The sequence below is a fragment of the Alistipes sp. CHKCI003 genome, assembly GCF_900021155.1.
Lineage (GTDB): Bacteria > Bacteroidota > Bacteroidia > Bacteroidales > Rikenellaceae > Alistipes > Alistipes excrementavium.
Window position 1 is genome coordinate 53,423 of the sequence record NZ_FCNT01000085.1, and the last position, 22,529, is coordinate 75,951.

Below are 22,529 nucleotides of genomic sequence, written 5' to 3' on the forward strand. Positions count from 1 at the left end.
ATATACCCGCGCATGAGACGGAGCGGGACGACCCGCCGGATCGAGGGGAGGCCACGCCTAAAAGCCCCTTCGACAAGGCGGACACGGAAACGAAGGACGGCGGCAAAGACGGGGGATGAAGGCGAAAACGAAAACAGTGTCAGGGACGGGAGCGAACACGAAACCGAACGGGCATCCCGCGTATTCCGCGCGGCCGTCGGGCACGGGAACGACATGCCGACGGTCGGACCGCATGCTCCCGACACTTACAACTCCTCGATGTCGATCCGATAGTCGCTTTCTATTAAAACGTATCGGTAGTTCCGCGCCATACACTGCTCCAGATTATACCGGTTGGTACGGCTCATCCGTTCGAGAACCGCTTCCGACGAGCCTCTCCTTTCGATCACACACTCATGGAGCAGTATATCCCGAAAATTCCGTTCGAGATAGGCTTGGCTGAACACGAGGCAGACGTAACGGATCCTCGCAAGGTATTCATCTGCGAAATCCGCCTCCCAGCCGAAAGGAATATAACACCCTTCGACGATCAGATTCTGCGAATTTTCGATGCATGTCTTGATCATCTCACGCACGATCGGCCACAGACACTCCGTCAGTTCGGCATCGCTGCCGTCGGCCGGCACAGGGCATCGGCCGCTTCGAATCAACCCCATCTTCAAGTGGTCGATCGACAGGTAGGGATAATGATACCTCTCCAGCAGTCTTTGCGCCAACAAGGTTTTGCCCGTATGCGTATCCCCCGCAATCAGAATAATCATACACATTCCGGATTTTGGGATTCCGTACCGCACGATGCCCGGCCGCCCGATCGTCCGAACGGCTGCTCCTCGATAAAATGAACGGGATAGCGATTCCAGTATTTTTCGTAAACTCCGTGCTCCTTCCCGTCGAGATCGAGCTGATACATCCGGAACGTAACCCGAAAATTCTTAGGCTGCCACAGCTCCTCGTAGGAATAGCGGTAGGTCATGCCTATGGCTCGCATCACACGTCCGCTTCGCGGGTTGTTCACATCGTGCGTGGCCGTCAGATAAGGGATACCCGACCGTTTCGCCATCCCGACCACGGACCGGCACGCCTCGGTGCAAATTCCCCGATGCCAATACTCCTTGCGGACAGCGTACCCCAAATCGCGGCTGTCGTCCGCGCTTACATGCACGCAGCCGATCGGCCGGTCGTCTTCCTTCAGACAGATCGCATAATAGAATCCGCCCTCACGTATACGATCCCCTATGTACGAAAGATACGCTTCCGCCTCCCCGATCTCTTCGAGAGGAAACATCGGCAGAAATGCGTTGACCTCCCGATCGCTCAGGAGCGCAAACAAAGCGGCGATGTCTTTTTCCGTGAAATGCCGCAAAATCAATCTCTCCGTCTCCAGACCATCCATAATATTCCGAATCTTTACATTCGTTCCCCGACGATTCGCAAAGATACGAATAAGCCGAGTGCAAAAGCAAATCTATTCGCTTTTGCAAAGCAGGAGTATCTAAAACGAAGTCGAAAATACGTAAATCCCCGAATTCGCGCCGCAAAAAAACAAACCGTCCCGCAGTCCACTCGAATTTCCGGACGGTCGATCGTGTACCGCACGTTCCCGTCCGTAAGTCGGAAATAATCCGCTCCGAATAGTCGTAAAAACGATTAGAATCGTTAATTTTGTACGATTCGCCGTCCGGCACGTCGCTCCGGTCCGGTCCGACGGCAAAAAAAGGTCGAAAGCAACGGCCACCGAAAAAACGAACGAAAAAGAAAAAAGATGCAACGGAACGACCGAAACGTCATTTTGACGACACGTTACGAATCGCCGTGCGGCGCTTTGCTGCTCGGATCGCTCGGCGAGCGGCTCTGCCTGTGCGACTGGCAGGCGGCGAAAGACCGCAGTCGCGTGAGCCGGCGGCTGCAACGGCTCCTGCACGCCGAATTCGAAGAGGGCGCGTCGGAGGTGATCGACGAGGCCGTGCGGCAGCTCGACGAATATTTTGCCCGGAAACGCCGCGAGTTCGACGTGCCGCTCCTTTTCGCCGGCACGGAGTTTCAGACGAGGGTATGGAACGAACTGCTGCACATCCCGTTCGGCTCGACCGTCTCCTACGGCGAACTGGCACGCCGCATCGGCGTTCCCCGCGCCGTCCGGGCCGTGGCCAACGCCAACGGTGCGAATGCGCTGTCGGTATTCGCACCCTGCCACCGAATCGTCGGCAGCGACCGTTCGCTGACCGGGTATGCCGGAGGGCTGGAGGCGAAAAAATATTTGCTGGAATTGGAGGCGGCCTCGCAGCTTCCCCGATGAAAGGCTTGCGCCCGCACCACGCCCCACCGCCCTGCGCCCGCGAGCCCCGTTCGAACAAAGATGCGACAGCAACGATGACAACACCCCGAAACCTCCGATCCGACCGCCGCAAAACCGTCTACTCGGTTTTGTTCGCCATCGGATTCGCCCATCTGCTCAACGACATGATGCAGTCGGTCATTCCGGCCGTCTACCCGCTGCTGAAGGAAAAATTCGGCTTCTCATTCGCCCAGATCGGAGCCATCACGCTGGTATTCCAGCTCACCTCCTCGCTTTTGCAGCCCGTCGCGGGCCGGCTCGCCGACCGCCATCCGAGGCCCTACTCGCTCGCAGCGGGCATGTGTTTCACGCTCGTCGGCCTGCTGGCGCTCGCAACGGCCCCGGCCTTAGGGTGGATCATGGCGGCCGTGGGGCTGATCGGATGCGGCTCTTCGGTCTTCCATCCCGAATCTTCGCGCGTGGCACAGCTCGCCTCGGGCGGCCGCAAGGGACTCGCACAGTCGATCTTTCAGGTCGGCGGCAACGCCGGCAGCGCCGTCGGGCCGCTGCTTGCGGCGCTGATCGTCATTCCGTTCGGGCAAGGCTCGATCGGGTGGTTCGCACTGACCGCGCTGCTCGCGATCTTCATCCTCGTGCGCATAGGACGCTGGTACGAATGCCGTCTGCTCGTCGCGGCCCGCCGGACCGCACAACCCGAAGCGGTGCGCACGCATACGCTTTCGAAACGGCAGGTCCGCACGGCACTCGGCATTCTGGGCGTGCTGGTCTTCTCGAAGTATTTCTACATCGCTTCGATGACCGACTACTTCACGTTCTACCTGATGGACAAATTCTCGGTGTCGATGCAGGGGGCGCAGTACTGCCTTTTCGCATTCCTCGCGGCTTCGGCCGCAGGAACGTTCTTCGGCGGTCCGCTCGGCGACCGCATCGGCCGCAAATACGTCATCTGGGGTTCGATCCTCGGTGCGGCGCCCTTCACGCTGCTGCTGCCCTACGTAGGACTGACCTCAGCGGTCGCACTGGCCGTCGTCATCGGTCTCGTGATCTCGTCGGCCTTTTCGGCGATCCTCGTCTATGCGACGGATCTGATGCCGGCCAAGGTCGGCATGATTTCCGGCGTTTTCTTCGGACTGATGTTCGGACTGGGCGGGCTCGGATCGGCTTTTTTCGGGTGGCTCGCCGACCGGACGAGCATCGAATTCATCTTCCGGATCAGTACGCTCCTGCCTCTATTGGGCATCGTTGCGGGCTTTCTGCCCAATGTCGAAGTCCGGGACGGCGGCCGGCGATAAAGGACACATCCTGCAGCCGGCACTCTACTCTACTCCGCCTCCCCTATCCGCCCACGGCACGAAGAGCGCCCCGTGCGGCCGTTCACTGCGCTCCGCCGTTGTCCTTCCTCCAGATCTGATAAGAGTTCACGAAGTTCTGCCACATATTATTTACTCTCGTTTGTATTCATCTGATTATTAATAAATAGAATAAAGCCTTTCTTGCGACAAGTAACAAAATAGCAACAAAAATATGTTCAAAAAGCGCATTTAGGAATGTGCTCTATGCACTGAAATTATAAGTGCTTTTCGATAGCAATTTATTGATGTTTTCATGCGAGAAGCCTATAAAGGTCAGCATACAACATATCAATAAATTTCTCAGCTTCCTTGTCATATAGTATAATTCTGCGCCATCAAGTGTTTTCGGTTTCTTTGATTTATTCATGAAATGCGAGTAATAGTTGCGAGAATCAATAGCTGCCGCAATATCTATTTCATCGCACTTGAGCTTTGTAATACCGTTGAAATCTCGAATTAAAGAAGTTAATAGAACTTTAGGCCCCTTATCTCCATAAAGGAATCGAATGGCAAAGCCTTCAATAGCCTGAAATACAATCAAGAAATCAAGACTACTAAAACTATTTTTCTGCTTAATGCTTTCTATAAGATGAGTACGAATCGGTGCAATATCATACGATTCTAAATACCACTTCTTAATAATATTGGGATAATTTTCTTTGATAGCATTGTATTCGAATAGAAAATTTACATTTTTATCATTCCATTTCGAACGGTCTTTTCGGCCATAATGCAACTGAATCTTTGTATATATTTTCCTTCCATTATTTAATTCTTGGTATAGATCATCGTCTTGGAGCCAAATATCTGAAGCAGACGCATCCGAAAGAGCTGCAAATGACAAAAACTGTTCATAGACATGTATATCGTGCAGGAAAGAGCCTAAATGATCTTTTTGTGGCTTTTTAATTACCAAAGAGGTTGATTGTTCTATTTTAGGACATCTCAAATCCCCGCAATAAGTTACAGTTCGATGCAACTCTATTGTCGTACCTTCTACATCCACAGAAACAATAGGATGCTCTATTTGTTCCGTATCAATAATCAATGACAATCTTTTTATTGTTGTCTTATCATCTTTGAATAATTGGGTTTGTTGAATTGCCGCGGGAAAACACCATTGTGTCAATGCCGGAATTTTAACATGGCAACTGTTAAAAGCTAATTCATCATACGACCGCACATATTTTCCTGTGATAACAAATTGCACAGAATACCGCATTATCGGGAAATGACAGCTCAAATTAAGATGTTTCCCAATAAGGTGGCAGTTGAGCAATGTTATTCTTTTCGCATCTGAATTTACACCCCAAATTACAGTATGTGATTTTTGTTCGAATATAGCCATCAACGGCTCGTCATGAGCGTCAATATCACCGATCAATTCGAGTATTGCTGAATCATTAGCTTTGAAAGTTAAAATTCCAGCAACTTGATGATCTTCGCAATCTGGCAAATACCAATATCCTTTATATTCAAAATCATCCATTATCAAATCTATTTTATCATAACGGTAATGATAATTGGCAAACTTACCCTATCACTTGTCGAGTTACAGTTTTATTCCGATTCTACGATTCCAGAAACTCGTATTTCCGTTTACCACCGACGTAATTCTCCTTGCGGATCACATCGCCCATATTATTTTCGGGTAACAAATGGTAATTATCGGCTTTATTGAGAAACTTACTAAAACAACCGAAAAATCTACAATCAAATATAAAATACTGTGTCTATATTCAATTTTTCGTTATTTCTCTATCTTTTTTGTAGATTTGATAGCTGTTCACGAAGTTCTGCCAGACGATGTATGCCGTCGGGGCGATCGACGAAACGGGGTCGAGAAACGACTGCGCCATCCACACCGCCAGCACCGTATTCTTCTGTCCGAGCGACTGCCCGCCCGCCACGACATCTCCGTAGCGGCGTCCGAGCATGCGGCCCGCCTTGAACTGTATGAGGCAGATCGCAAGCGCCACGAGAGCCAGCCCCGCTTCGAGCCGGAAATCGGCGTCGTGCAGATCGAGGATGAAAGCCGTCGTGCGGGCGATCACCACCGTGAGCGACACGAGCCACAGGTAGAACGAGATCTGGCTGTGGTCGCCGATCCAGCGCGACGCCTTCGGCGCGAGAAACCGGCACACCTGCGCCGCGGCGAAAGGCATAACGAGCAGCGGTGCGACCCGGGCGAGAATCTGCGCGAACGTGCAGGATCCGTTGCCCGTGAACGACAAAACGACGGGGGCCGCTATGGCAATGGTCATGTTGCACAGCAGGCTGTAAGTGGCCATCGTAGGCACGTCGGCCCCGAGCATGCCGCCGATCACGACGGCGGCCATGGCGATCGGCGCCAGCACGCAAATCATGCCTCCCTGCGCCAGAACTCCGTTCAGCGGACTCAGTGCGAAGAAGACCGCCACACTACCCACGATCTGAAAGAGCAGCATCCACAGATGGAGCATACTCGGCCGCATCTGTTTGGGTTTCACGCGGCAGAAGGTGAAGAAGAGCATCAGAAAGATCAGCGTCGGCGTGATCATCTGGTGCGACCACGCTTCGAGCGCCGAGATCGGACGGCACAACAGGGCTCCGACCACCATCCCCAGCGGCATCGCAACGGTCTTGACGTTGCGATGCAGGTTCTCCATTACGTGCATTTCATTCCGAAATTCAGACAGTAAGCCTCGCGCCGGCCGCCGGCGGACATTCCGCACCCCGACATTCCGGCCCAGAACCGCGGATGCGAGTTTCCCGGCACCGGAACGCTCTTCCGCACCGGCCGCGAGGCAAAACGACCGCCTCCTACGCTCACGAGAGCAATTCGCGCACTTTGTCCGAAATCTCCCGGCCGTCGGCCTGCCCGGCCAGTCGCTTCGAGGCGACGCCCATCACGCGCCCCATCTCCTTGACCGACACGGCACCGACTTCGGCGATGATCGACCTCAGGGCCTCGGTCAGCTCGTCGGGCGTAAGTCGCTTGGGCAGAAACTCCTGCATGACGGCCACCTGCGCCAGCTCTTCGGCGGCGAGGTCTTCGCGGTGCTGCTCCCGATAGACGGCCGCGGAATCCGTCCCCTGCTTGGCGAGTTTCGAAATGATCTTCACCACATCCGTATCGGACAGCTCGGCGATCTCAGGTCCCGCGGTTTTGGCTTCGATGATGTACTTCTTGATGTTGCGCAGCGTCGTCAGACGCACCGGATCCTTGGCCTTCATGGCCTCCATGATCCCTTTCGAAATGGTTTGTTCCAATGACATGATTCGTTATTTTTAAAATATAGTTTTACACATCGACATGCCGGACTTCCGGCATTGCCTTTCCGACATCGCCTCCGCAAAACGGCCGTTCGCCGCCTCCCCTCCCTCTGCGGCGAACCGCTTCCCGACGAAGGTTCGGCCTCTGCCGCCCGCACCGAACGGCCTGTCCTCAGCACAAGGCCCGTAAAAAGACGTCGGCCCTTTTCCTCGGTACTCATTCCTTCGTTTTCCCGCCTCGCCGAAGCCCGGACCGGCATTCGGCTCTGGACCCGGCACGACGAAACGGTTCGCTTTTTTTTCGCAGACGTTTTCCGCTTCGGCAAAACTCGGCCTGCACTCGACCCCACGAACCGTCGGCTCTCAGGCAGCCGTTCTCTTATCTCGCAACCTCCTTCCCTTCCGGTTCGAGGAACCGCAGGATCTCCCCCATCAGCCGGCTGCGGGCCCGCGCATCGTCCACCGCCTCGAACGGAAATCCCAATACGACGCTCCGTCCTCCCCCGCTGCCGATCCACGCCACGCCCGCCGGCTGCCGATCGGAGGCATAGCGGCAGACGACGAAAGCTCCGTCGCCCGCCGGCCGCAGCACGTCGGTCGATTCGACGGCATAGCCGTCGGCACGCAGCGAGGTGCCGAAACGATACTCTCCGCCCGCCATTCCCGCCTCGGACGGTACGAGCGTTACCCGTCCGTCCGGCTCCGGACAGCGGCCGCCGAGCGCACAATGGAGCACCTCCTCGGCGAAGGCGCGGTCCGGCTCCGCCGCATCGGCGCCTTCCCAGAGGTCCGACACCGCATAGCAGCCCGACACGAGAAGCGCACCGCCCGCCCCGGCATAACGGCGCAGAATCCGTTGTAGCGCCTGCGGGAAGGTGCGGAATTCGGCTCCCCGTATTCCGCGTCCCACGCTCACGGCGCGCTGCTTGCCCAGCACGACATCCACGACATCGTACTCCCCGAGCGCCCCGAAATCCTGTGCCGCAGCCTCGGCCGACGCCGAGACGAACGACCAGCCCGCCGCCGCAGCGGCACGGCCGTGCACGAAGGGGTAATCGAACGTATTGCCGCCGACGATCTGGGTCTCGAAATCGTCCGCACAGGCCCCGAGGGCACACGAGTCCGCGGCGCGCAACCGCTCACGGTCGAAAACGCGCTGCGCCCCGCAGAAGGCGATGTCGTACAGATAGGGCACGCCGCTGTCCGAGCGGTCGAGGAATCCGGCCAGCGAATCGCACCGGAAAGCCGGCGGGCCGCTCACGCGATCGAAGGCATTGACCACGAGCAAACGCCCCCGCTCGTCGGGCATCCGGCAGACGGAGAGCGTCTCGCCCGGCAAGCTCTCGCCGCCGGCATTCGCCGCCGTAACCTTATAGCTGTACAGTTCGCCCGTCTCGATCGGCAGGACGATGCGGGGCTCCTCCGTGTAACGGCCGTTGTCGAAACCGCCGTCGCCGCGCCGCGTGTAGACCACGTAGCCCGTCGGCACGGCCGTCGGTTCGAGCGGATCGACCGCAGGACGCCATGTCAGCTCCACGCCGCCCTCGTCCGTGAATCGGGCGGCGAACGCCCTCACGGGAAGCGGCTGCACGACATAAGGCCGGTCGTACTGCGCCGCGAGGTGGCGGAGGATCGCCTTGTAGACGGCCCGGCTCACCACGAAGCGGAATCGCGGATCGCTGCCGTAGCGCATGTCGGCGAAATTCCGGTGCGAAAGCAGTTCGAGAATCGCCGACGGGACGCACGGTACGCGCGCTTCGTAGTAGGAACGGTCCCACAGCTCGCGCCGCGTCCACCGGGGTTCGAACGTGCGGCGAATATCCCCGACCACCTGCGTCATCACGAGATCCGCGAGGTCGCGCGAGAGGATACGGTCGGCACCTCCCTCGAAACGGCCGCCGCCGTCCGACGTGCAGCAGATGCCGAGCGTTCCGACGGTCTCGTCGCCCGCACGCACGCCCGAGTCGGAGTGGAACGCCAGAGCCATATCCACCGGAATGCGCAGGCCGGTGCTGTCGGGCAGCCGTTCGGAGCCGCCCATCAGCGCGTTGACCCACAGCGCGCGGCACATGTAGTCGTCCTTGTAATCGTCCGCATGGCGCTTCGGCGTATAGACCTCCTCGCCGAAGCCCGCCCACTGAAGCCAGTAGCGCGCCCCTTCGACGAAACGCGGATAGCCGCTCGGCTCTTCGGCATAGACCGCCCCCGCCGTGCGGAGCGAATCGCACACCGTGCGGGCGATATTGCCGAAGCCGCCGCCGATCTTCACCGCATCGGCCGTTACGATCCGTCCGGCCCGCGCCGAACGGTTGGAGAGCCGCACGAGGGCGCCGCTCTCCGCCGTAAAACGGAATCGGCCCAGATAGATCCATGTGCCGCCGCCCATCGTCTGATTCACCGCGAAACGGCTCTCGCCGCCGGCGTGCCGCACCGTGTAGCGCGCATCGTCCGCACTCCCGGGCTCGGTCCGATAGGCGACATAGACCGCATAATCGCCCGTCTCGGGCACCTCGGCCGTCCACACGGCTTCGCTCGGCGCACCGCCCTGCGCGACGGTCCGCACACGGCGCACCGTGCCGCTCTCGAACGGATTCTCTCCGGCGCCGTAAAGGGGCTTCCGGTCGGCGAATCCCGCGCCGCCCGTCGTCCACGGCTCGTCGCCGGAGCGCTCCTCGTATTGGGCGCCCGGCCCATTGCGGTCGTTGTCGACGATCCGCTCGTGTTTCTGCACGTCCCGCTCGCGCGGCAGCAGCACGTTCGCCCCTGCGTTTTCGAGCATCGGGACCAAGTATTGCAGCACGTAGCTCTGCGTGTAGAGGTCTTCGCACGTCCGCCAGAACGGCGTGCGCTGCCAGCGCCAGCGGTTCTGCGTCTGGTCGAAGTAACGGCCGTGGCTCTGCCACAGGGCGATATGACGGTCCTGCAACCCCGCATCGGGCCGCACGGGCGCATCGAGCCGCTCGACCAGCGGCCGCGCCGAGCGATTGACGAAGCGCACGACGCGGCGCCGTGCGGCAGCGCTCCGTTCCGCCAGCGGGATCAGCTCCTCGACGGCCCGGCCCTCGGTGAAGAGTTCGATCCTCGCCTTGCGGTACTCCGCCGGCAGGCAGCGCCGCACCGAGTCGTACATCGCACGCAGATTCTCCTCGCGGAACGGGTAATACGAAAGACCGACGGAGGCATGGATGCGCACCCGGGCGCGCGACGCCTCGATCCGGCTCACGCGCACCCAAGCGCAGGCGATCTCGCGGTCCGCGATCCGCGTCAGCGTGCGGGCGATCTCCCGCCGGGCGGCGGGCGGCACCCCCTTGTCCGCGGCGGAGAGGTCCGCAGCGGCGATCGGCGCGAGTGCGACGAAGAGGCAGAGAAGAACTCTATTTTTCATGGCGTTTCACGATGAGCAGCATCCCCGCGACGGTAAACAGCGCGTTGTAGATCAGCAGTTCGAATCCGATCCGATAGCCGAACCAGCGCAGCGCCGCCGCCTGCACGAGCGCGCTCAGCACGGGCGCGGCCACGGCGACCGGCGGCACCCAGCGGTCGCGGACCGCGAAGCGGGTGAACATGCCGAAGACGAACATACCCAAAATCGGGCCGTAGGTGTAGCTCGCCACCTTGTAGACGAGATTGATGACGCTGTCGTCGCCGAAAAAGCCGAAACCGAGGATCACGACGCCCATCGTGCAGGCCATGCCGGCATGGACCCGGCGGCGCACGCGCGTGAGGCGCCGGTCGTCGAAACGGCGCGAGCCGCCCAGCAGGTCGAACGTAAAGGAGGTCGTGAGCGCCGTGAGGGCCGATCCCGCGGCGGACCATGTACTCGAAATCAGCCCCACGACGAACAGCACCCCCACGACGAGGGGCAGTCCGCCGTTCACGGCCACCTGCGGGAAGACCTGATCGCTCTTCGCGGGCATCGGGAGCCCCGTGCGGTCCATGTAGAGGTAGAGAAGCACGCCGAGCACGAGGAACAGCAGGATCACCCCGATCTGGCAGAAGGCCGTGAGCACGATATTTTTCTGCGCGTCGCGCGGGGTGGCGCAGCTCAGGTTCTTCTGCATCATGTCCTGATCGAGGCCCGTCATGGCGATGAGCACGAAGATGCCCGCGAAGAACATCTTCCAGAAGTAGCGGTCGGACGAGGGGTCGTCGAAGAAAAAGATCCGGGAGAAAGGCGACGCCGCCACGGCGTCGACCGTCCGTCCGGCGGAGAGACCGAGCGCGCGGGCGATGAAAAAGATCGAGAGGACGAGGCCGGCCACCAGACAGAGGGTCTTGAGCGTATCGGTCCAGATGAGCGACTGCACGCCGCCCCGCTGCGTATAGAGCCACACGAGCAGCATCGTCGCTGCGGCATTGAGCCAGAACGGAAGTCCGTAGTGATCGAAGACGAGCAGCTGCATCACGGTGCAGACCACATAGACCTTCAGCGCCGAGCCGAGCATCTTCGAGAGGAAGAAGAACCAAGCGCCCGTGCGGTGCGTCGAAACGCCGAAGCGGCCGTCGAGGTATTCGTAGAGCGAGACCACCCCGAGCCGGTAGAAGAGCGGGACCAGCACGAAGGCTATGACGAACTGCCCCACCGTGAACCCCAGCACCATCTGCATGTAGGAAAACGCATCGGCAGCGACCGAACCGGGCACCGAGATGAACGTTACGCCCGACATCGCGGCGCCGATCATCGCCAGAGCGGCCATCCACCACGGCGTGCGGCGGCCGCCCGTGAAGAATCCCGCATTGCCCGCACGACGCCCCGAGTACCACGCCACCGCGAAGAGTGCGGCGAGGTAGGCTGCGACGGTGAGGATAACGGTTGCGGGTGTCATGAACGGATCGTCGGTTCGGATCGGAAGGCAAAGATACGAATTTCGTCCGGAAAAACAATTTCGCGTCCCGGAAGGTTTTTTCCGGCAGCAGACGGAGCTCGAATCGTATCGACATTCGATGCGATCCGGCATCCGAGAAACGGCACCCGAGAAACGGCATCCGGGGAACGGCATCCGGCGCCGGGATGGAAAAGGAGCTCCGTCTTCCGTCCGTCCGACGGCACGAACCGCCGCATCGGCCGGACGATGCGAGGAGCAGGACGGGAACGTCGCGGTCCGTCCGGATCCGAGCGGTCCGTTACGGCCGATTCTTCCCGCGATCCGCACCGGCATGCAATTTATTCCGGGAAAAAAGGAGCGGAATTTGAAATAGTTTATTATCTTTGTTAGTCGGATAACAATAACACGGCACGAAAAACACTTAAAATATTAAGTACTATGGCAAGAAATCTTAAAATCAGAGACCTGACGCTGCGCGACGGCCAACAGTCGTCGTTCGCCACGCGCATGAACCAAGCACAGATCGACCGCTGCCTGCCCTACTACAAGGACGCCGGCTTCTACGCGATGGAGGTTTGGGGCGGTGCCGTGCCCGATTCGGTGATGCGGTATCTGAACGAGAATCCGTGGACCCGTCTGGAGACCATATATAAAGCCGTGGGCAACGTATCGAAACTCACGGCCCTGTCGCGCGGCCGCAACCTGTTCGGCTATTCGCCCTACACCGACGAGATCATCGACGGTTTCTGCCGCAACTCGATCCGGAGCGGTCTGGGCATCATGCGCATCTTCGATGCGCTGAACGACGTGGACAACGTCAAATCGACCGTCAAGTACGTGAAGCAGTACGGCGGCATCGCCGACTGCGCCGTCTGCTACACGGTCGATCCGAAATACCCCGAGATCGGCTTCATGGGGCGACTGATGGGCAAGAAGAACCCCAAACCCGTCTTCACGGACGAATACTTCCTCGACAAGGCCCGGCAGATGGCCGCTCTGGGCGCCGACATGATCACCATCAAGGACATGTCGGGTCTGATCCCGCCCAAGCGCGTGAGCACGCTCGTCAAACTGCTGAAGAAGAATCTTTCGATTCCGATCGACTTCCACACCCACTGCACGCCGGGCTACGGTCTGGCGTCGGTACTGGCGGCCATCGTCGCCGGCGTGGACATCGTCGACACCAACTGCTGGTACTTCGCCGAAGGCACCGGAGCGCCCGCCATCGAGCTGGTGCACGTCTTCTGCCGGAAACTCGGCATCGACCACGGCGTCAACATGGAGGCCGTGGCCAAGATCAACACCCAGCTCCGCGAGATCCGCAAGGAGCTCAACCTGTCGGTCTTCAACACCGAGAAACCCGAGCCCAAAGCGTTCAATCCGCTGACGGACGAGCTGCCCGCCGAGATCGACGCCCTGTTCGACAAGGCCATCGCCGCCGCCGAGGCCGACGACGAAGCCGCCACGATCGACGCCTGCCGCAAGATCGAAGCCTACTTCGGATTCCCCGCCCCCAACGAACTGGTGCAGAAAGCCGAAATCCCGGGCGGCATGTACTCGAACATGGTGGCCCAGCTCAAACAGCTCAAGGCCGAGGAGATTCTGCCCCGCGCCATGGAGCTCATTCCGTCGGTGCGTCTGGCGGCCGGTCTGCCGCCCCTCGTAACGCCCACGTCGCAGATCGTCGGCGCTCAGGCCGTGAACTGCGCTCTGGACGAGAAGGCCGGACGCCCGATGTACACCAACAAGAGTTCGCAGTTCGTCGGTCTGGTGAAGGGCGAATACGGACACACGCCCGTGAAGATCGACCCCGAATTCCGCTTCAAGATCGCCGGCGTGCGCGAAGAGACCCCCTACGATACGTCGAAATACCAGATGCAGCCCAACCCGACGCTGCCCGAAGCCGGCGGCGTGAAGCTCGCGGCCGACGAGAAGGAGGTGCTGCTGCTCGAACTCTTCCCGCTCGTGGCGAAGACGTTCCTCACGGAGCAGAAGAAGAAAGCCTATGCCGCATCGCAACCCGCCGAGGCCAAGACCGAAGAGAAGCACGAGGAGAAGAAGTTCGTGAAAATCACCGGAGAGACCGTGAACGCTCCGCTGCCGGGCCGCGTGATCGAAATCAAGGTGAAGGTCGGCGACGAAGTGAAAAGCGGTCAGGAGGTCGTGATCCTCGAAGCGATGAAGATGGAGAACTCCATCACGTCGAACTATGCAGGCAAGGTGAAACAGATCTTCGCCGAGGTGGGCGACAACGTGGCCACCGACGCACCGCTGATCGAGATCGGATAGCGCGAGCCGGGCCTCGAATCACCGGAGGCACGGAGGGGCGCGCCGCACTTGCGGCCTCCCGTTCGGAAGGCGCGCCCCTCGTTCGGCATTCGTTATTCCGCCTCGGCAACCGTCGGGCGGAGCCCGGGGCGTTCGCGGCCCGATGGATCCGCGTATTCGACAACAGGCTCGCAGCGATGCGAATCGAAAGAGAGGCTGTCCGGCACGTGTCGGACAGCCTCTCTTTCGATTCCTGCCGCCCCCGTTCGGGACTTCCGCCGAGCCGGCAAGTCCTTTTCCTCAAAGACTGCCGGGCATCCTCTTCCGGTTTATCGGAGCGAGCCGAAACAACGGGACATCGAGCTTTTCGGTCGAAGACGCAGGCTGCAAAATCACAGGACCGAAACGCGATACCGCCCCTTCGTGCGACCGTGCCGGCACGCCGTTTCGATTTCGTCCCCGGACCGTCCGTCCCGGCGGGAAACGACGACTGCACCGCAATCCGGCAATCCGAACCGTCTCGACAGGCCGGGCGCAAAGCCGAACATCGGTTCGGCCTCCGCCAACCGGGAAACGGGAGAAAAACGGTTACGACATGCCGACCTCGCCCGAAGATTGCCGGGGCGAGAAGCGGATGAAAGAAATTCGGGCGTCTTGCCTCCTCCGGAACGATCCTTACTCCGGAAACACCGCGCGGTCCGCCGGATCGGACGTTTCGGATCGGCCGCATGCTGCCGCCGCAATTTCCCCCGAGCGCACCGAATCGACTGTCCGCGTTTTTCGCTATCTTTGCGGGCGGCAGCGAGGATAAACACCATTCGGCCGGTCCGAACGCACCGGGGCCGGTTTTCGTTTGCATCGTTTTTGCTCATCGGCCTTCGAATCATCTAAAAAAACAAACGCATGTCATTTCTCAAAGAGTTCAAAGCATTCGCCCTCAAAGGCAACGTCATGGACATGGCCGTCGGCGTCATCATCGGCGGGGCGTTCGGCAAGATCGTCTCGTCGCTGGTGAACGACATCCTGATGCCGCCCATCGGGGCACTCATCGGCAATACGGACTTTTCGCAGCTTCGGATCAATATTTCGAAAATCCGCGACGCAACCGCGCACGCCGCTCATACCGTGGCCGACACCTTCTCCGGAGGCGGCGAAGCAGCTGCGGCAGCAGCACCCGCCGTCGAACCGATCTACTGGAATTACGGCGCATTCATCCAGCAGTGCGTGGATTTCACCATCCTCGCATTCTGTGTCTTCCTGATGGTCAAGCTCATGAACAAGCTCATGAGGAAAAAGGAAGAGGCTCAGGCACCCGCACCGGCGATGTCGAAGGAGGAGCTCCTTCTGACCGAGATCCGCGACCTGCTGAAAGAGCAGCAGAAAAAATAACGGCAGCGAGGCGCCCGGGACACCGGGACGGCTGCGCCTGCGGACGGGCAGTCCGGCCGAAGGACTTCCCTGCCGGAAGCGGCTCTCGCCCCTGCGGCATGCGCGGGACAAGCCCGAGGCGTTCGGGGTGCGGCCGCTCGCGGCACGGAGGGTGTGGGGCGACAGGAACAAAACGCCGTCCGTTTCGCATGCACACGAGCCGGAACCGACAAACGAGGAGAACACGGACGACGGCAGGAGCCGAACGGAACCCGCCGCACATGCGGGAACGAATCGCAGGAAACGATACCGCGGCGGCAGCGATAAACGACCGCCGCTGGCTTTGTACGCCGGACGAAGCCCCCAAACGGCCACAAAACGAGCGGCAGCAAAAGCTGATGGACACACACCGCGTGCATGTGTGGAGGGGGGGGGCAGAAAACGGCTGCCGATAAAATATTTTTTCCTTTCTGTCTACTTTCCGTCGTCTCCCCGACATGGCAAAGGCAAAGGCGGCCGTTCGCTCCGCGGCGGACTGCACTCGCCCGAATGTTTCGCGGCAGTCCTGCCGCCGGCGACGAACGGCGGATATGCCCCGGACAGTCTTAAGAAACACGACCGCACCGAAATCATCCACTCCGCCCCGGCATAACCCGCACTCCACTCCGTTCGGTCCCCGGCCTGCCCGAACGGTTCCTCGAAAGAGGCATTTGCCCGCCTCGGCGGTTTCCGGGCGGAGCTCAGCTCGTCCCCGGCTTACCGAAAACGTTTTCCTTCGGGGGAAGAGCGTTTTTCCGCCTCGGCATGCGCGTACATCCGCGGGCAAAGATCGCACGGTCCATCCTCTCAGGCTCCGACTTCCGCTCCGTCCGGAAGCGGACCGTTCATTTGGTTCGGGATTTGTACTCCGCCACCGAAAACACCCGATAAATATGAATCACGGCTTGAGTATTCTCTTTCGCGCCATTCCGCTTCTGATGGCTGCGTTCTGTTTCAGCTACGGCGCCTATATATACGGTGCGGGAGACGATCCCGCACGCCTCACGGCGGGACCGGTCGTTTTTTTCCTCGGTTCGATCTGCGTGGCGCTCTACTGCACGGCGGCGACCATCATCCGACAGATCATCGGCACGTACAACGAGGCGGCCAAGTACATTCTTCCGACGATCGGTTACGCCTTTGCGCTGATGACGCTGATTTGCGGCATCTTCATCATCCATTCGAATTACGCGGGCGCATACGTAACCGGCCGTGTCGTCTGCGGTCTGGCGCTCATCGCCGTCTGCGTCGCCACGGCTGCGGCCGCCTCGACCCGTTTCAGGCTCATCCCGATCAACTCGGCGGCCAAGACGCGGACCGTCAGCCCCGGCGGCTTCAAAGCCGGTCAGGTTGCGGTCCTTATGTCGGTCGCCGCGACCACGTCGGCCGCGGCATGGATCTGGGCCTTCGTTCTCTTCGGATCGGGCACATCGGCCGAACACACCGCAGCAGGCAGCGTCATGGCGGGCATCGCCTGCGTATGCACGTCGCTCGTCGCGCTCGTAGCGATCATCGCACGGCAGATACGCGGCACCTACACCACGAAAGAGCGGACGAAGTGGATGGGTCTCGTGCTCGTCATGGGCTGCACGGCCTTCGTGTTCGGACTCGTTATGATTATCGCCCATTGGGGACAGCCGATCAATTTCGTGGGATTCGTTCTCATCGGACTGGCCATGATCTGCTGGAGCATTTCGAGCAAGGTCATCCTGCTGGCCAAGATCTGGCAGGCGGATTTCCCGCTCGCGGACCGTATTCCGCTGCTCCCCGTCATCACGGCGCTCACCTGCCTCTTCTTCGGAGCCTACCTCTTCGAGGAGGCGCTTTCCGACCCCAAATATTTCGTTCCGGCGCGGGTGCTGACGGGATTCGGAGCCATTTGCTTCACGCTCTTCCCGATCGTATCGATCCTCGAAAGCGGCACCGAAAACAGAAAATGACATGTCCGCCGCCGGAAAACGGACGAGGAGTGCGCTTCCCGCAGACGCCTACTCCCCCGTCATCGTCCGAATGGCCGCGGCACCTCGTCCGAATGCAGCGGACGCATGCCGCGGAGAGCAGAAAATGCGCGGGCGCATTCTCCGATGAACCGAGGTCTACGCCAGCGAACCTGCCCTCAACAAAGAATAACGCCCACGCTTCGCGCAGACGTTTGATCCATTGCTTTTGAGGGTGTTGAGAAAACTGGCGTTTTTCGATTCAAAACAATAGCAAACGCTATACTTTTTCGCTGCAAATATACAAACGGAAATTCTAAAAACAAGGGCGGAAACCTTTTCCTCCATCATTCGGTTCTTTTATCCGACCCGCACCGTCCGAAAAGACGCTTTTCGGGACCGACGATGCGCAGCGCCCCGGACCGCCGGGCATCCGAATGACGAAATCGGAGGATCGCACTCCGCGTTTTGTCGTACTCCAGCCCCGGGCAGGAGAATCCGCGCTACGACATTTCGGTCTCGGCATTTCGGCCCGGACCGCAGACCCGGATCGGACGGATCACAGGCAAGTGCAGGTCTTCGGACTTCACGGAATACCTGCCCTGAGGGACCGGCACGGTCGTTACGATGCCGAACGGGACGTCGAACAGGACGTCAAACAGGATGTCGAACGGGATGTCGAACGGGATGCCGCCCGTCCGTTTCTTCCGGCAGACCGCCGTCCCGCCGATCTTTTCACGCGACGATGTTCGATTGCGCCCGGCTTTCACTATCTTTGCCGCATGAAAAACATAGTATTCGATCTGGGCGGCGTGGTTTTCGCGCGCGACGTGCAGAAATGCACCCCCGACTTCATCCGTTTTTTCGATTTCGTGCGGGCTCCCGAGATGCCCGGGTTCTGGGAAGAGTACGACCGCGGCACACGGTCGCTCGACGAGACGAAGGAGGCGATGTGCAGCATCCGCGGCTGCACGCGCGAAAAGTGCGACGCTTACGTGCAGCAGGCCATCGCTTTGCAGGAGCCCGTGAAGCCGACCGAGCGCCTGCTCGGCGACCTGAAATCCGCAGGCTACAAGCTCTATGTCCTCTCCAATATGTCGAAGGAGTTCATCGCCTTTCTCCGCCGTTTCCCGCTCTACGGACATTTCGACGGCGAGGTGATCTCGTGCGAGGAGCAGACCGTGAAACCCGAGCCGCGCATCTACCGGATCCTGCTCGACCGCTACGGTCTGGCGCCCGAAGAGACGCTTTTCATCGACGACCGGCCGGCCAACCTCGAAGCGGCAGCCCGCTTCGGCATCCGCACCCGCCTGTTCCGCCACGGGGAGCCCGAGGCCAGTTGCGACGAATTGCGCAAAATGCTGCTTTGAACGGGTGTGTCTCCCGCCCCGCCCTGTCTCCGAACAGCCCGTATGGAAACGGACTTCCGGACGCATGTCGTCCGCCGCATTGCCCTGCGGCGGTTTCTCGGATCGCGCTCTTCGGCAGATGGAGGCGGCCGGAACGTGCCGTGCACGCCGGGCCGGTGCATGCGCACCGAGACCGCATACGCCTCCCCGCTCCGCCCGGACACGGCGGAGGTGCGCCTGCCATCCGTGCAGTCGGAGCGCGCACACGGCCGAATGCCGGGCGCTGCTCTGCGAAAAGTCCGGAGTGTGTCGCCGTCCGCGGCGGCTGCGACGGCGGAAAACTCCGCAGATCGTCCCCGTCTGCAAAAACGAATTGCCTCCGTCCGTTTCCCGCCTCGGCCGAGCCCGGACCGGCATCCGGCTCTGTGCACAGCTTTACGAAACGGCTGAATGTCTTTCTTCCGTTTTTCGCCTCGGCCGAGCCCGGACAGGCGTCCGGCACCGCACCCGGTTTAACGAAACGCTTCGGCAATCCGCCTTTGCAGCGGTCGCAGGCCGTTCATGCCTGAGTCGAAGCGGCACAGGCTCTTTTGCGGCCGTGCGGAACGAGAAGCGTCTCTTCGGAGAGTACGAAGGTACGTTCCGGAAATTTTCCGTGAAAATTCCGGCCGAAGATTTTGCATGTCCGAAAATTTCTATTACCTTTGCACTCGCTTCGAAAGATTGGCGGGATAGCTCAGCTGGTTAGAGCGCATGATTCATAATCATGAGGTCGAGAGTTCAAGTCTCTCTCCCGCTACCAATAAAACTGAGAAAACACTTATTATCAACGTTTTCTCAGTTCTATTTTTTGATATTTGGCGATATTTTGGCGGTATGTTATTTCCCATGTTGCTTTTTAATGCGCTCTATATCCTCCAACGAATATAAGTTTTTTCCTCCAACCCTGCAAGGAATAAGATACCCATTTTCTTCCCACATGGGCAACGTTGCACTGGATTTGATGCCGAGTTTTTCCATTGCTTCCTTTCTCGTGCAATATAGCATTTTGTCCCCCATCACTGCTCGGATTCTTGAAACCGTCTGCTCTGCATATCGAAGCCCTACGCCTTCCGCTATATTAGCCGCAAATTCTTGAAGATCGGATGCGCTTATAGTAATCATCACTTTATCTACGGCACCTTGCATGATTCGCTCAAAAAGTTCGTTCTCCATATCCTTCAAATAAAAAAACAGCTCCAGCTGCCTCCCGTCAATATGTTTTCCTATTATTCGTTTGAATTCTTACCGCAATTCCGGCAAATATCGGCTCTCTCTTTTGAACCGACAGGGAAATCGTGTCCGCAACTTACGCCCATTCTCGCCTCCCGGACGACGATCATTTCGAGTAACCGAACCCGTGAGTAACTGACATATATTTCGGAATCGTCCCGTGCCCCGCCCCCGCGTTCGTGTTTTCTGTTTCGTCCCATTTGCATATCCCGAATAAATCACTACCTTTGTATCGGTGTCAGGGGTGATTCTCCGGGATTGCCTCTTTTTTGTTATTCGACTATTGCCTGCCGCTCGATTTCGTCCTTCAGAATCTTTTCCGCCCGGCGCATGTCTTTTTGCAATTCCTCCAGACGGACGATCTGCGCTTCGTCCATTCGCGGGCAGCCCATAAGCCAACTGCGGTAATTCGGCAAACTAATCATACCGCAAGCGATACTGCCCACTCGCAAACAGTAATCGTAATATCGTATAAACGCCTCTTTCGGGGCATCCATGTCTATGTCGACGATGATGTCGTTCATTTTAACGGATAAGTCGGAACATTCGGTAATCCCGCCGACTTCTCCGCCGACCCAGCTGCGGCGGGCATCCTCATAGTCGTAGTCGTGCTTCTCGCAGAAGGCTTGCAGATAGGCGTTACAAGCTTTTTCGTAATCTGTTTTGAGCTTTAATGTTTTCATAGATCATCTATTTTGAAATATTCGACAATCTCCTCGGTCATAGCCTTGCGGGTATATAATACATATGAAATCAATGTGAAGCTGTTTCATTCGGCGTCCCTCCCCTCAATACTATAATCGGCCACTGCCAAATAAGGCATAATGATAATTTCGATATTGTCATCGACCCGAAAGATACAAGGTTGAGTAGGTTCTTGATGAACGCATCGGACTTTATCTACTCCGATGATTTCCATTGCTCGCCCCAATATTTCGAGAAACTCGACTTTAATGACGATGCGTCTGATTCGGATCGGGCAATCACCATCGGGGATCATACGCCCTGTCTTTTTGTATTTCACACGCGAGATACATCCATCGCCTTGACATTTGGGACAATCGAGATATTTATGATGATAACGCCCGCTTTTGTCTCGATATTCCCATTCGACTTCACCCGCTCCGTCGCATTCCTTGCATTCTATATCTTTGCCGACCTTTTCCTTTTCCTCGACTTGGGGAATACTTGCAATCGCTGTTTTGATGTCATGCAGGCCGATAATAAAATTGCAGTTATCAGCCGGCAAGTCTATGTTTAGACTGTCGATTTCATTGTATTCCCCGTTCAGCGTTTCTGCTTTGATGCGGATCATGATATGACCTTCGGTAGCACATACATACCCGTTTTTGAGGTACGGGGCGGCCATATCCGGTCGCATATCGTTTTCCTTGTCATAGAACAAGGATAAAAGATCCTGTTCGTTGAATTGATATTTCATTCCCCGTCCATTAGCCTTTTTACTTTTCATAATCATTTCGATATTTTGCGAGAATCCCGCTATTCTAAGGTTTCTATAATTTTCATTTCCCGCTCGGATAGTTTCCATGCAATCGCCTCCCGCTTTGTTGCAAGCTCCTTTGCTGCAAGATCATCGGCCACAGCATCCGAACAGAGGAAACCACCGCCGTAAATGCTCTTACCGCACCTCCGTTGCGTATCGAGTGCCGCAATCTTTCGGAGACTTCTGCCGTCGATGCGAACGTCTATGCCGCGTTTTATGATTTTCTCGACGCGACCGACTGTAATGACATTATTCGGATATTCGTATTTAGGAATCGCCGTTTTCGTCGCCTGCTTATCGGCTGCAAGGATCGCAGCCCTCAATTCGGACGGGCCCCATATACGGAGGTTTCCGAACAAATTGCTGATGAACGAAGTGTTCACCACCGCACCGTTTTCGTATGTTACGGGAGCTCCTATCGGCAGACAGGTCCAGTCGATACCCTGCGCACCGAACAGTGTCAGATGCGGGGCGAACAGAAAGAACGAAATTCCCTGCCTTTGGTAAAAAACGCGCGATGCCCGAAATGATCGAAAAGGGAGGATTGTCCACCACCACGCAATCCGGGGGACAATCGAAACGTTCGTAATCGCCGCCGGGCCAAAAAGGGCGAACGATCGGACGGCCGCCGACGGGTGCATTCCGGCGCAACCATTCCGACACGGATTCATATACCGCCGGGGGAGTAAAACAGTCGTCTGTCGTCAGCTTAGACTTAAACTTTTCGACGAAACCTTCGTAATCGGCATGTGCCGCCTGCCGCGACCTCCGCCTTCCTGTGGATATTTCAATGTTATTCGAAGAGAAAAGATCCATAATGTCAGGCTTGTTTTTCGTAAATGAATACTACCCACCATGCTACCAAAGCGCAGAACCACGCTATGCCGGCCGTCCAGTCGTGTCGTATGAACGAAAAGATCATAGCCGACGCACTTACAACGATACACAATATCGTTTGTATAATAGTTGCGGTCAACCGGAGACGGCGCATCGCTCGAACACGAGACTGTATATAACAGCGTTTGACGTCTTTCAAACAGCACAGCTTGTAGAATATATCCTG

General features: G+C 58.0%; 19 protein-coding genes and 1 tRNA gene. 7 read left to right on the plus strand and 13 right to left on the minus strand.

Annotation, left to right across the window (positions count from 1 at the left end):
- Window positions 1–245: 245 nt before the first annotated feature.
- Entirely contained in the window at window positions 246–761 is a 516-nt protein-coding gene (locus tag BN3659_RS10875) for an adenylate kinase (protein WP_091536923.1), read from the minus strand.
- The gene (locus BN3659_RS10880) at window positions 758–1,393 is read right to left on the minus strand and encodes a GNAT family N-acetyltransferase (RefSeq protein WP_091536925.1); all 636 of its coding nucleotides are present in this window, start codon (window positions 1,391–1,393) and stop codon (window positions 758–760) included. Before BN3659_RS10880 ends, BN3659_RS10875 begins: the two co-directional genes overlap by 4 nt.
- 369 nt (window positions 1,394–1,762) lie before the next feature.
- On the opposite strand from BN3659_RS10880, the gene BN3659_RS10885 reads away from it, so the two are divergent.
- Together BN3659_RS10885 and BN3659_RS10890 are read left to right on the plus strand one after the other, a co-directional pair.
- A complete protein-coding gene (locus BN3659_RS10885; protein ID WP_091536926.1) occupies window positions 1,763–2,296 on the plus strand; it encodes a methylated-DNA--[protein]-cysteine S-methyltransferase in 534 nt (177 codons plus the stop codon).
- 74 nt (window positions 2,297–2,370) lie between these two features.
- On the plus strand, window positions 2,371–3,588 hold the full coding sequence (locus BN3659_RS10890) for an MFS transporter (RefSeq protein WP_091536928.1): 1,218 nt from the start codon (window positions 2,371–2,373) through the stop codon (window positions 3,586–3,588).
- A gap of 262 nt (window positions 3,589–3,850) precedes the next feature.
- Here the strand turns inward: BN3659_RS10890 and BN3659_RS12925 are convergent, their stop codons facing one another.
- From BN3659_RS12925 to BN3659_RS10920, 5 genes are all read right to left on the minus strand, one after another.
- Complete coding sequence (locus BN3659_RS12925) at window positions 3,851–5,137, minus strand: ApeA N-terminal domain 1-containing protein (RefSeq protein WP_141682568.1); 1,287 nt, start codon at window positions 5,135–5,137, stop codon at window positions 3,851–3,853.
- Between the two features lie 250 nt (window positions 5,138–5,387).
- Window positions 5,388–6,305 carry a transporter gene (locus tag BN3659_RS10900; RefSeq protein WP_091536931.1) on the minus strand — a complete coding sequence of 306 codons (918 nt, stop codon included), beginning with the start codon at window positions 6,303–6,305 and terminating at the stop codon, window positions 5,388–5,390.
- A gap of 151 nt (window positions 6,306–6,456) precedes the next feature.
- On the minus strand, window positions 6,457–6,906 hold the full coding sequence (locus BN3659_RS10905; protein ID WP_091536933.1) for a GatB/YqeY domain-containing protein: 450 nt from the start codon (window positions 6,904–6,906) through the stop codon (window positions 6,457–6,459).
- Between the two features lie 376 nt (window positions 6,907–7,282).
- Entirely contained in the window at window positions 7,283–10,288 is a 3,006-nt protein-coding gene (locus BN3659_RS10915; protein ID WP_091536936.1) for a golvesin C-terminal-like domain-containing protein, read from the minus strand.
- Window positions 10,278–11,729, minus strand: a complete 1,452-nt coding sequence (locus BN3659_RS10920) for a sodium:solute symporter (RefSeq protein WP_091536938.1) — start codon at window positions 11,727–11,729, stop codon at window positions 10,278–10,280. Before BN3659_RS10920 ends, BN3659_RS10915 begins: the two co-directional genes overlap by 11 nt.
- 438 nt (window positions 11,730–12,167) lie before the next feature.
- Between BN3659_RS10920 and BN3659_RS10930 the strand changes: the two genes are divergently transcribed.
- The 3 genes from BN3659_RS10930 to BN3659_RS10945 all read left to right on the plus strand — a co-directional run bounded on the left by BN3659_RS10930 (window position 12,168) and on the right by BN3659_RS10945 (window position 17,344).
- On the plus strand, window positions 12,168–14,018 hold the full coding sequence (locus tag BN3659_RS10930) for a biotin/lipoyl-containing protein (RefSeq protein WP_091536941.1): 1,851 nt from the start codon (window positions 12,168–12,170) through the stop codon (window positions 14,016–14,018).
- A gap of 882 nt (window positions 14,019–14,900) precedes the next feature.
- The gene (gene mscL / locus BN3659_RS10935; RefSeq protein ID WP_091536943.1) at window positions 14,901–15,386 is read left to right on the plus strand and encodes a large conductance mechanosensitive channel protein MscL; all 486 of its coding nucleotides are present in this window, start codon (window positions 14,901–14,903) and stop codon (window positions 15,384–15,386) included.
- 911 nt (window positions 15,387–16,297) lie between these two features.
- On the plus strand, window positions 16,298–17,344 hold the full coding sequence (locus BN3659_RS10945; protein ID WP_091536946.1) for a DUF2776 family protein: 1,047 nt from the start codon (window positions 16,298–16,300) through the stop codon (window positions 17,342–17,344).
- A gap of 156 nt (window positions 17,345–17,500) precedes the next feature.
- Here BN3659_RS10945 and BN3659_RS12930 read toward each other — a convergent pair whose 3' ends face one another.
- Window positions 17,501–17,692: a hypothetical protein gene (locus BN3659_RS12930; protein WP_141682569.1), complete on the minus strand. Its 192-nt coding sequence runs from the start codon at window positions 17,690–17,692 to the stop codon at window positions 17,501–17,503.
- 431 nt (window positions 17,693–18,123) lie between these two features.
- Here BN3659_RS12930 and BN3659_RS10955 point away from each other — a divergent pair, with 431 nt between their 5' ends.
- Window positions 18,124–18,711, plus strand: a complete 588-nt coding sequence (locus BN3659_RS10955; protein WP_091536949.1) for an HAD family hydrolase — start codon at window positions 18,124–18,126, stop codon at window positions 18,709–18,711.
- Between the two features lie 704 nt (window positions 18,712–19,415).
- Window positions 19,416–19,492 (plus strand) — tRNA-Met (locus tag BN3659_RS10960).
- A 77-nt stretch (window positions 19,493–19,569) separates the two neighbouring features.
- Here BN3659_RS10960 and BN3659_RS10965 read toward each other — a convergent pair.
- The 5 genes from BN3659_RS10965 to BN3659_RS13350 form a co-directional block, all read right to left on the minus strand.
- The gene (locus tag BN3659_RS10965; RefSeq protein WP_141682570.1) at window positions 19,570–19,905 is read right to left on the minus strand and encodes a MerR family transcriptional regulator; all 336 of its coding nucleotides are present in this window, start codon (window positions 19,903–19,905) and stop codon (window positions 19,570–19,572) included.
- Window positions 19,906–20,234: 329 nt separating this feature from the next.
- Window positions 20,235–20,645, minus strand: coding sequence for a hypothetical protein (locus BN3659_RS10970; RefSeq protein WP_091536953.1), 411 nt, complete (start codon window positions 20,643–20,645; stop codon window positions 20,235–20,237).
- 86 nt (window positions 20,646–20,731) lie between these two features.
- Window positions 20,732–21,433 carry a hypothetical protein gene (locus BN3659_RS10975; RefSeq protein ID WP_141682571.1) on the minus strand — a complete coding sequence of 234 codons (702 nt, stop codon included), beginning with the start codon at window positions 21,431–21,433 and terminating at the stop codon, window positions 20,732–20,734.
- Window positions 21,434–21,462: 29 nt separating this feature from the next.
- Window positions 21,463–21,849, minus strand: coding sequence for a hypothetical protein (locus BN3659_RS12935; RefSeq protein WP_141682572.1), 387 nt, complete (start codon window positions 21,847–21,849; stop codon window positions 21,463–21,465).
- A gap of 321 nt (window positions 21,850–22,170) precedes the next feature.
- The coding region (locus tag BN3659_RS13350) for a hypothetical protein (RefSeq protein WP_216092805.1) at window positions 22,171–22,529 on the minus strand (359 nt) is incomplete at its 5' end.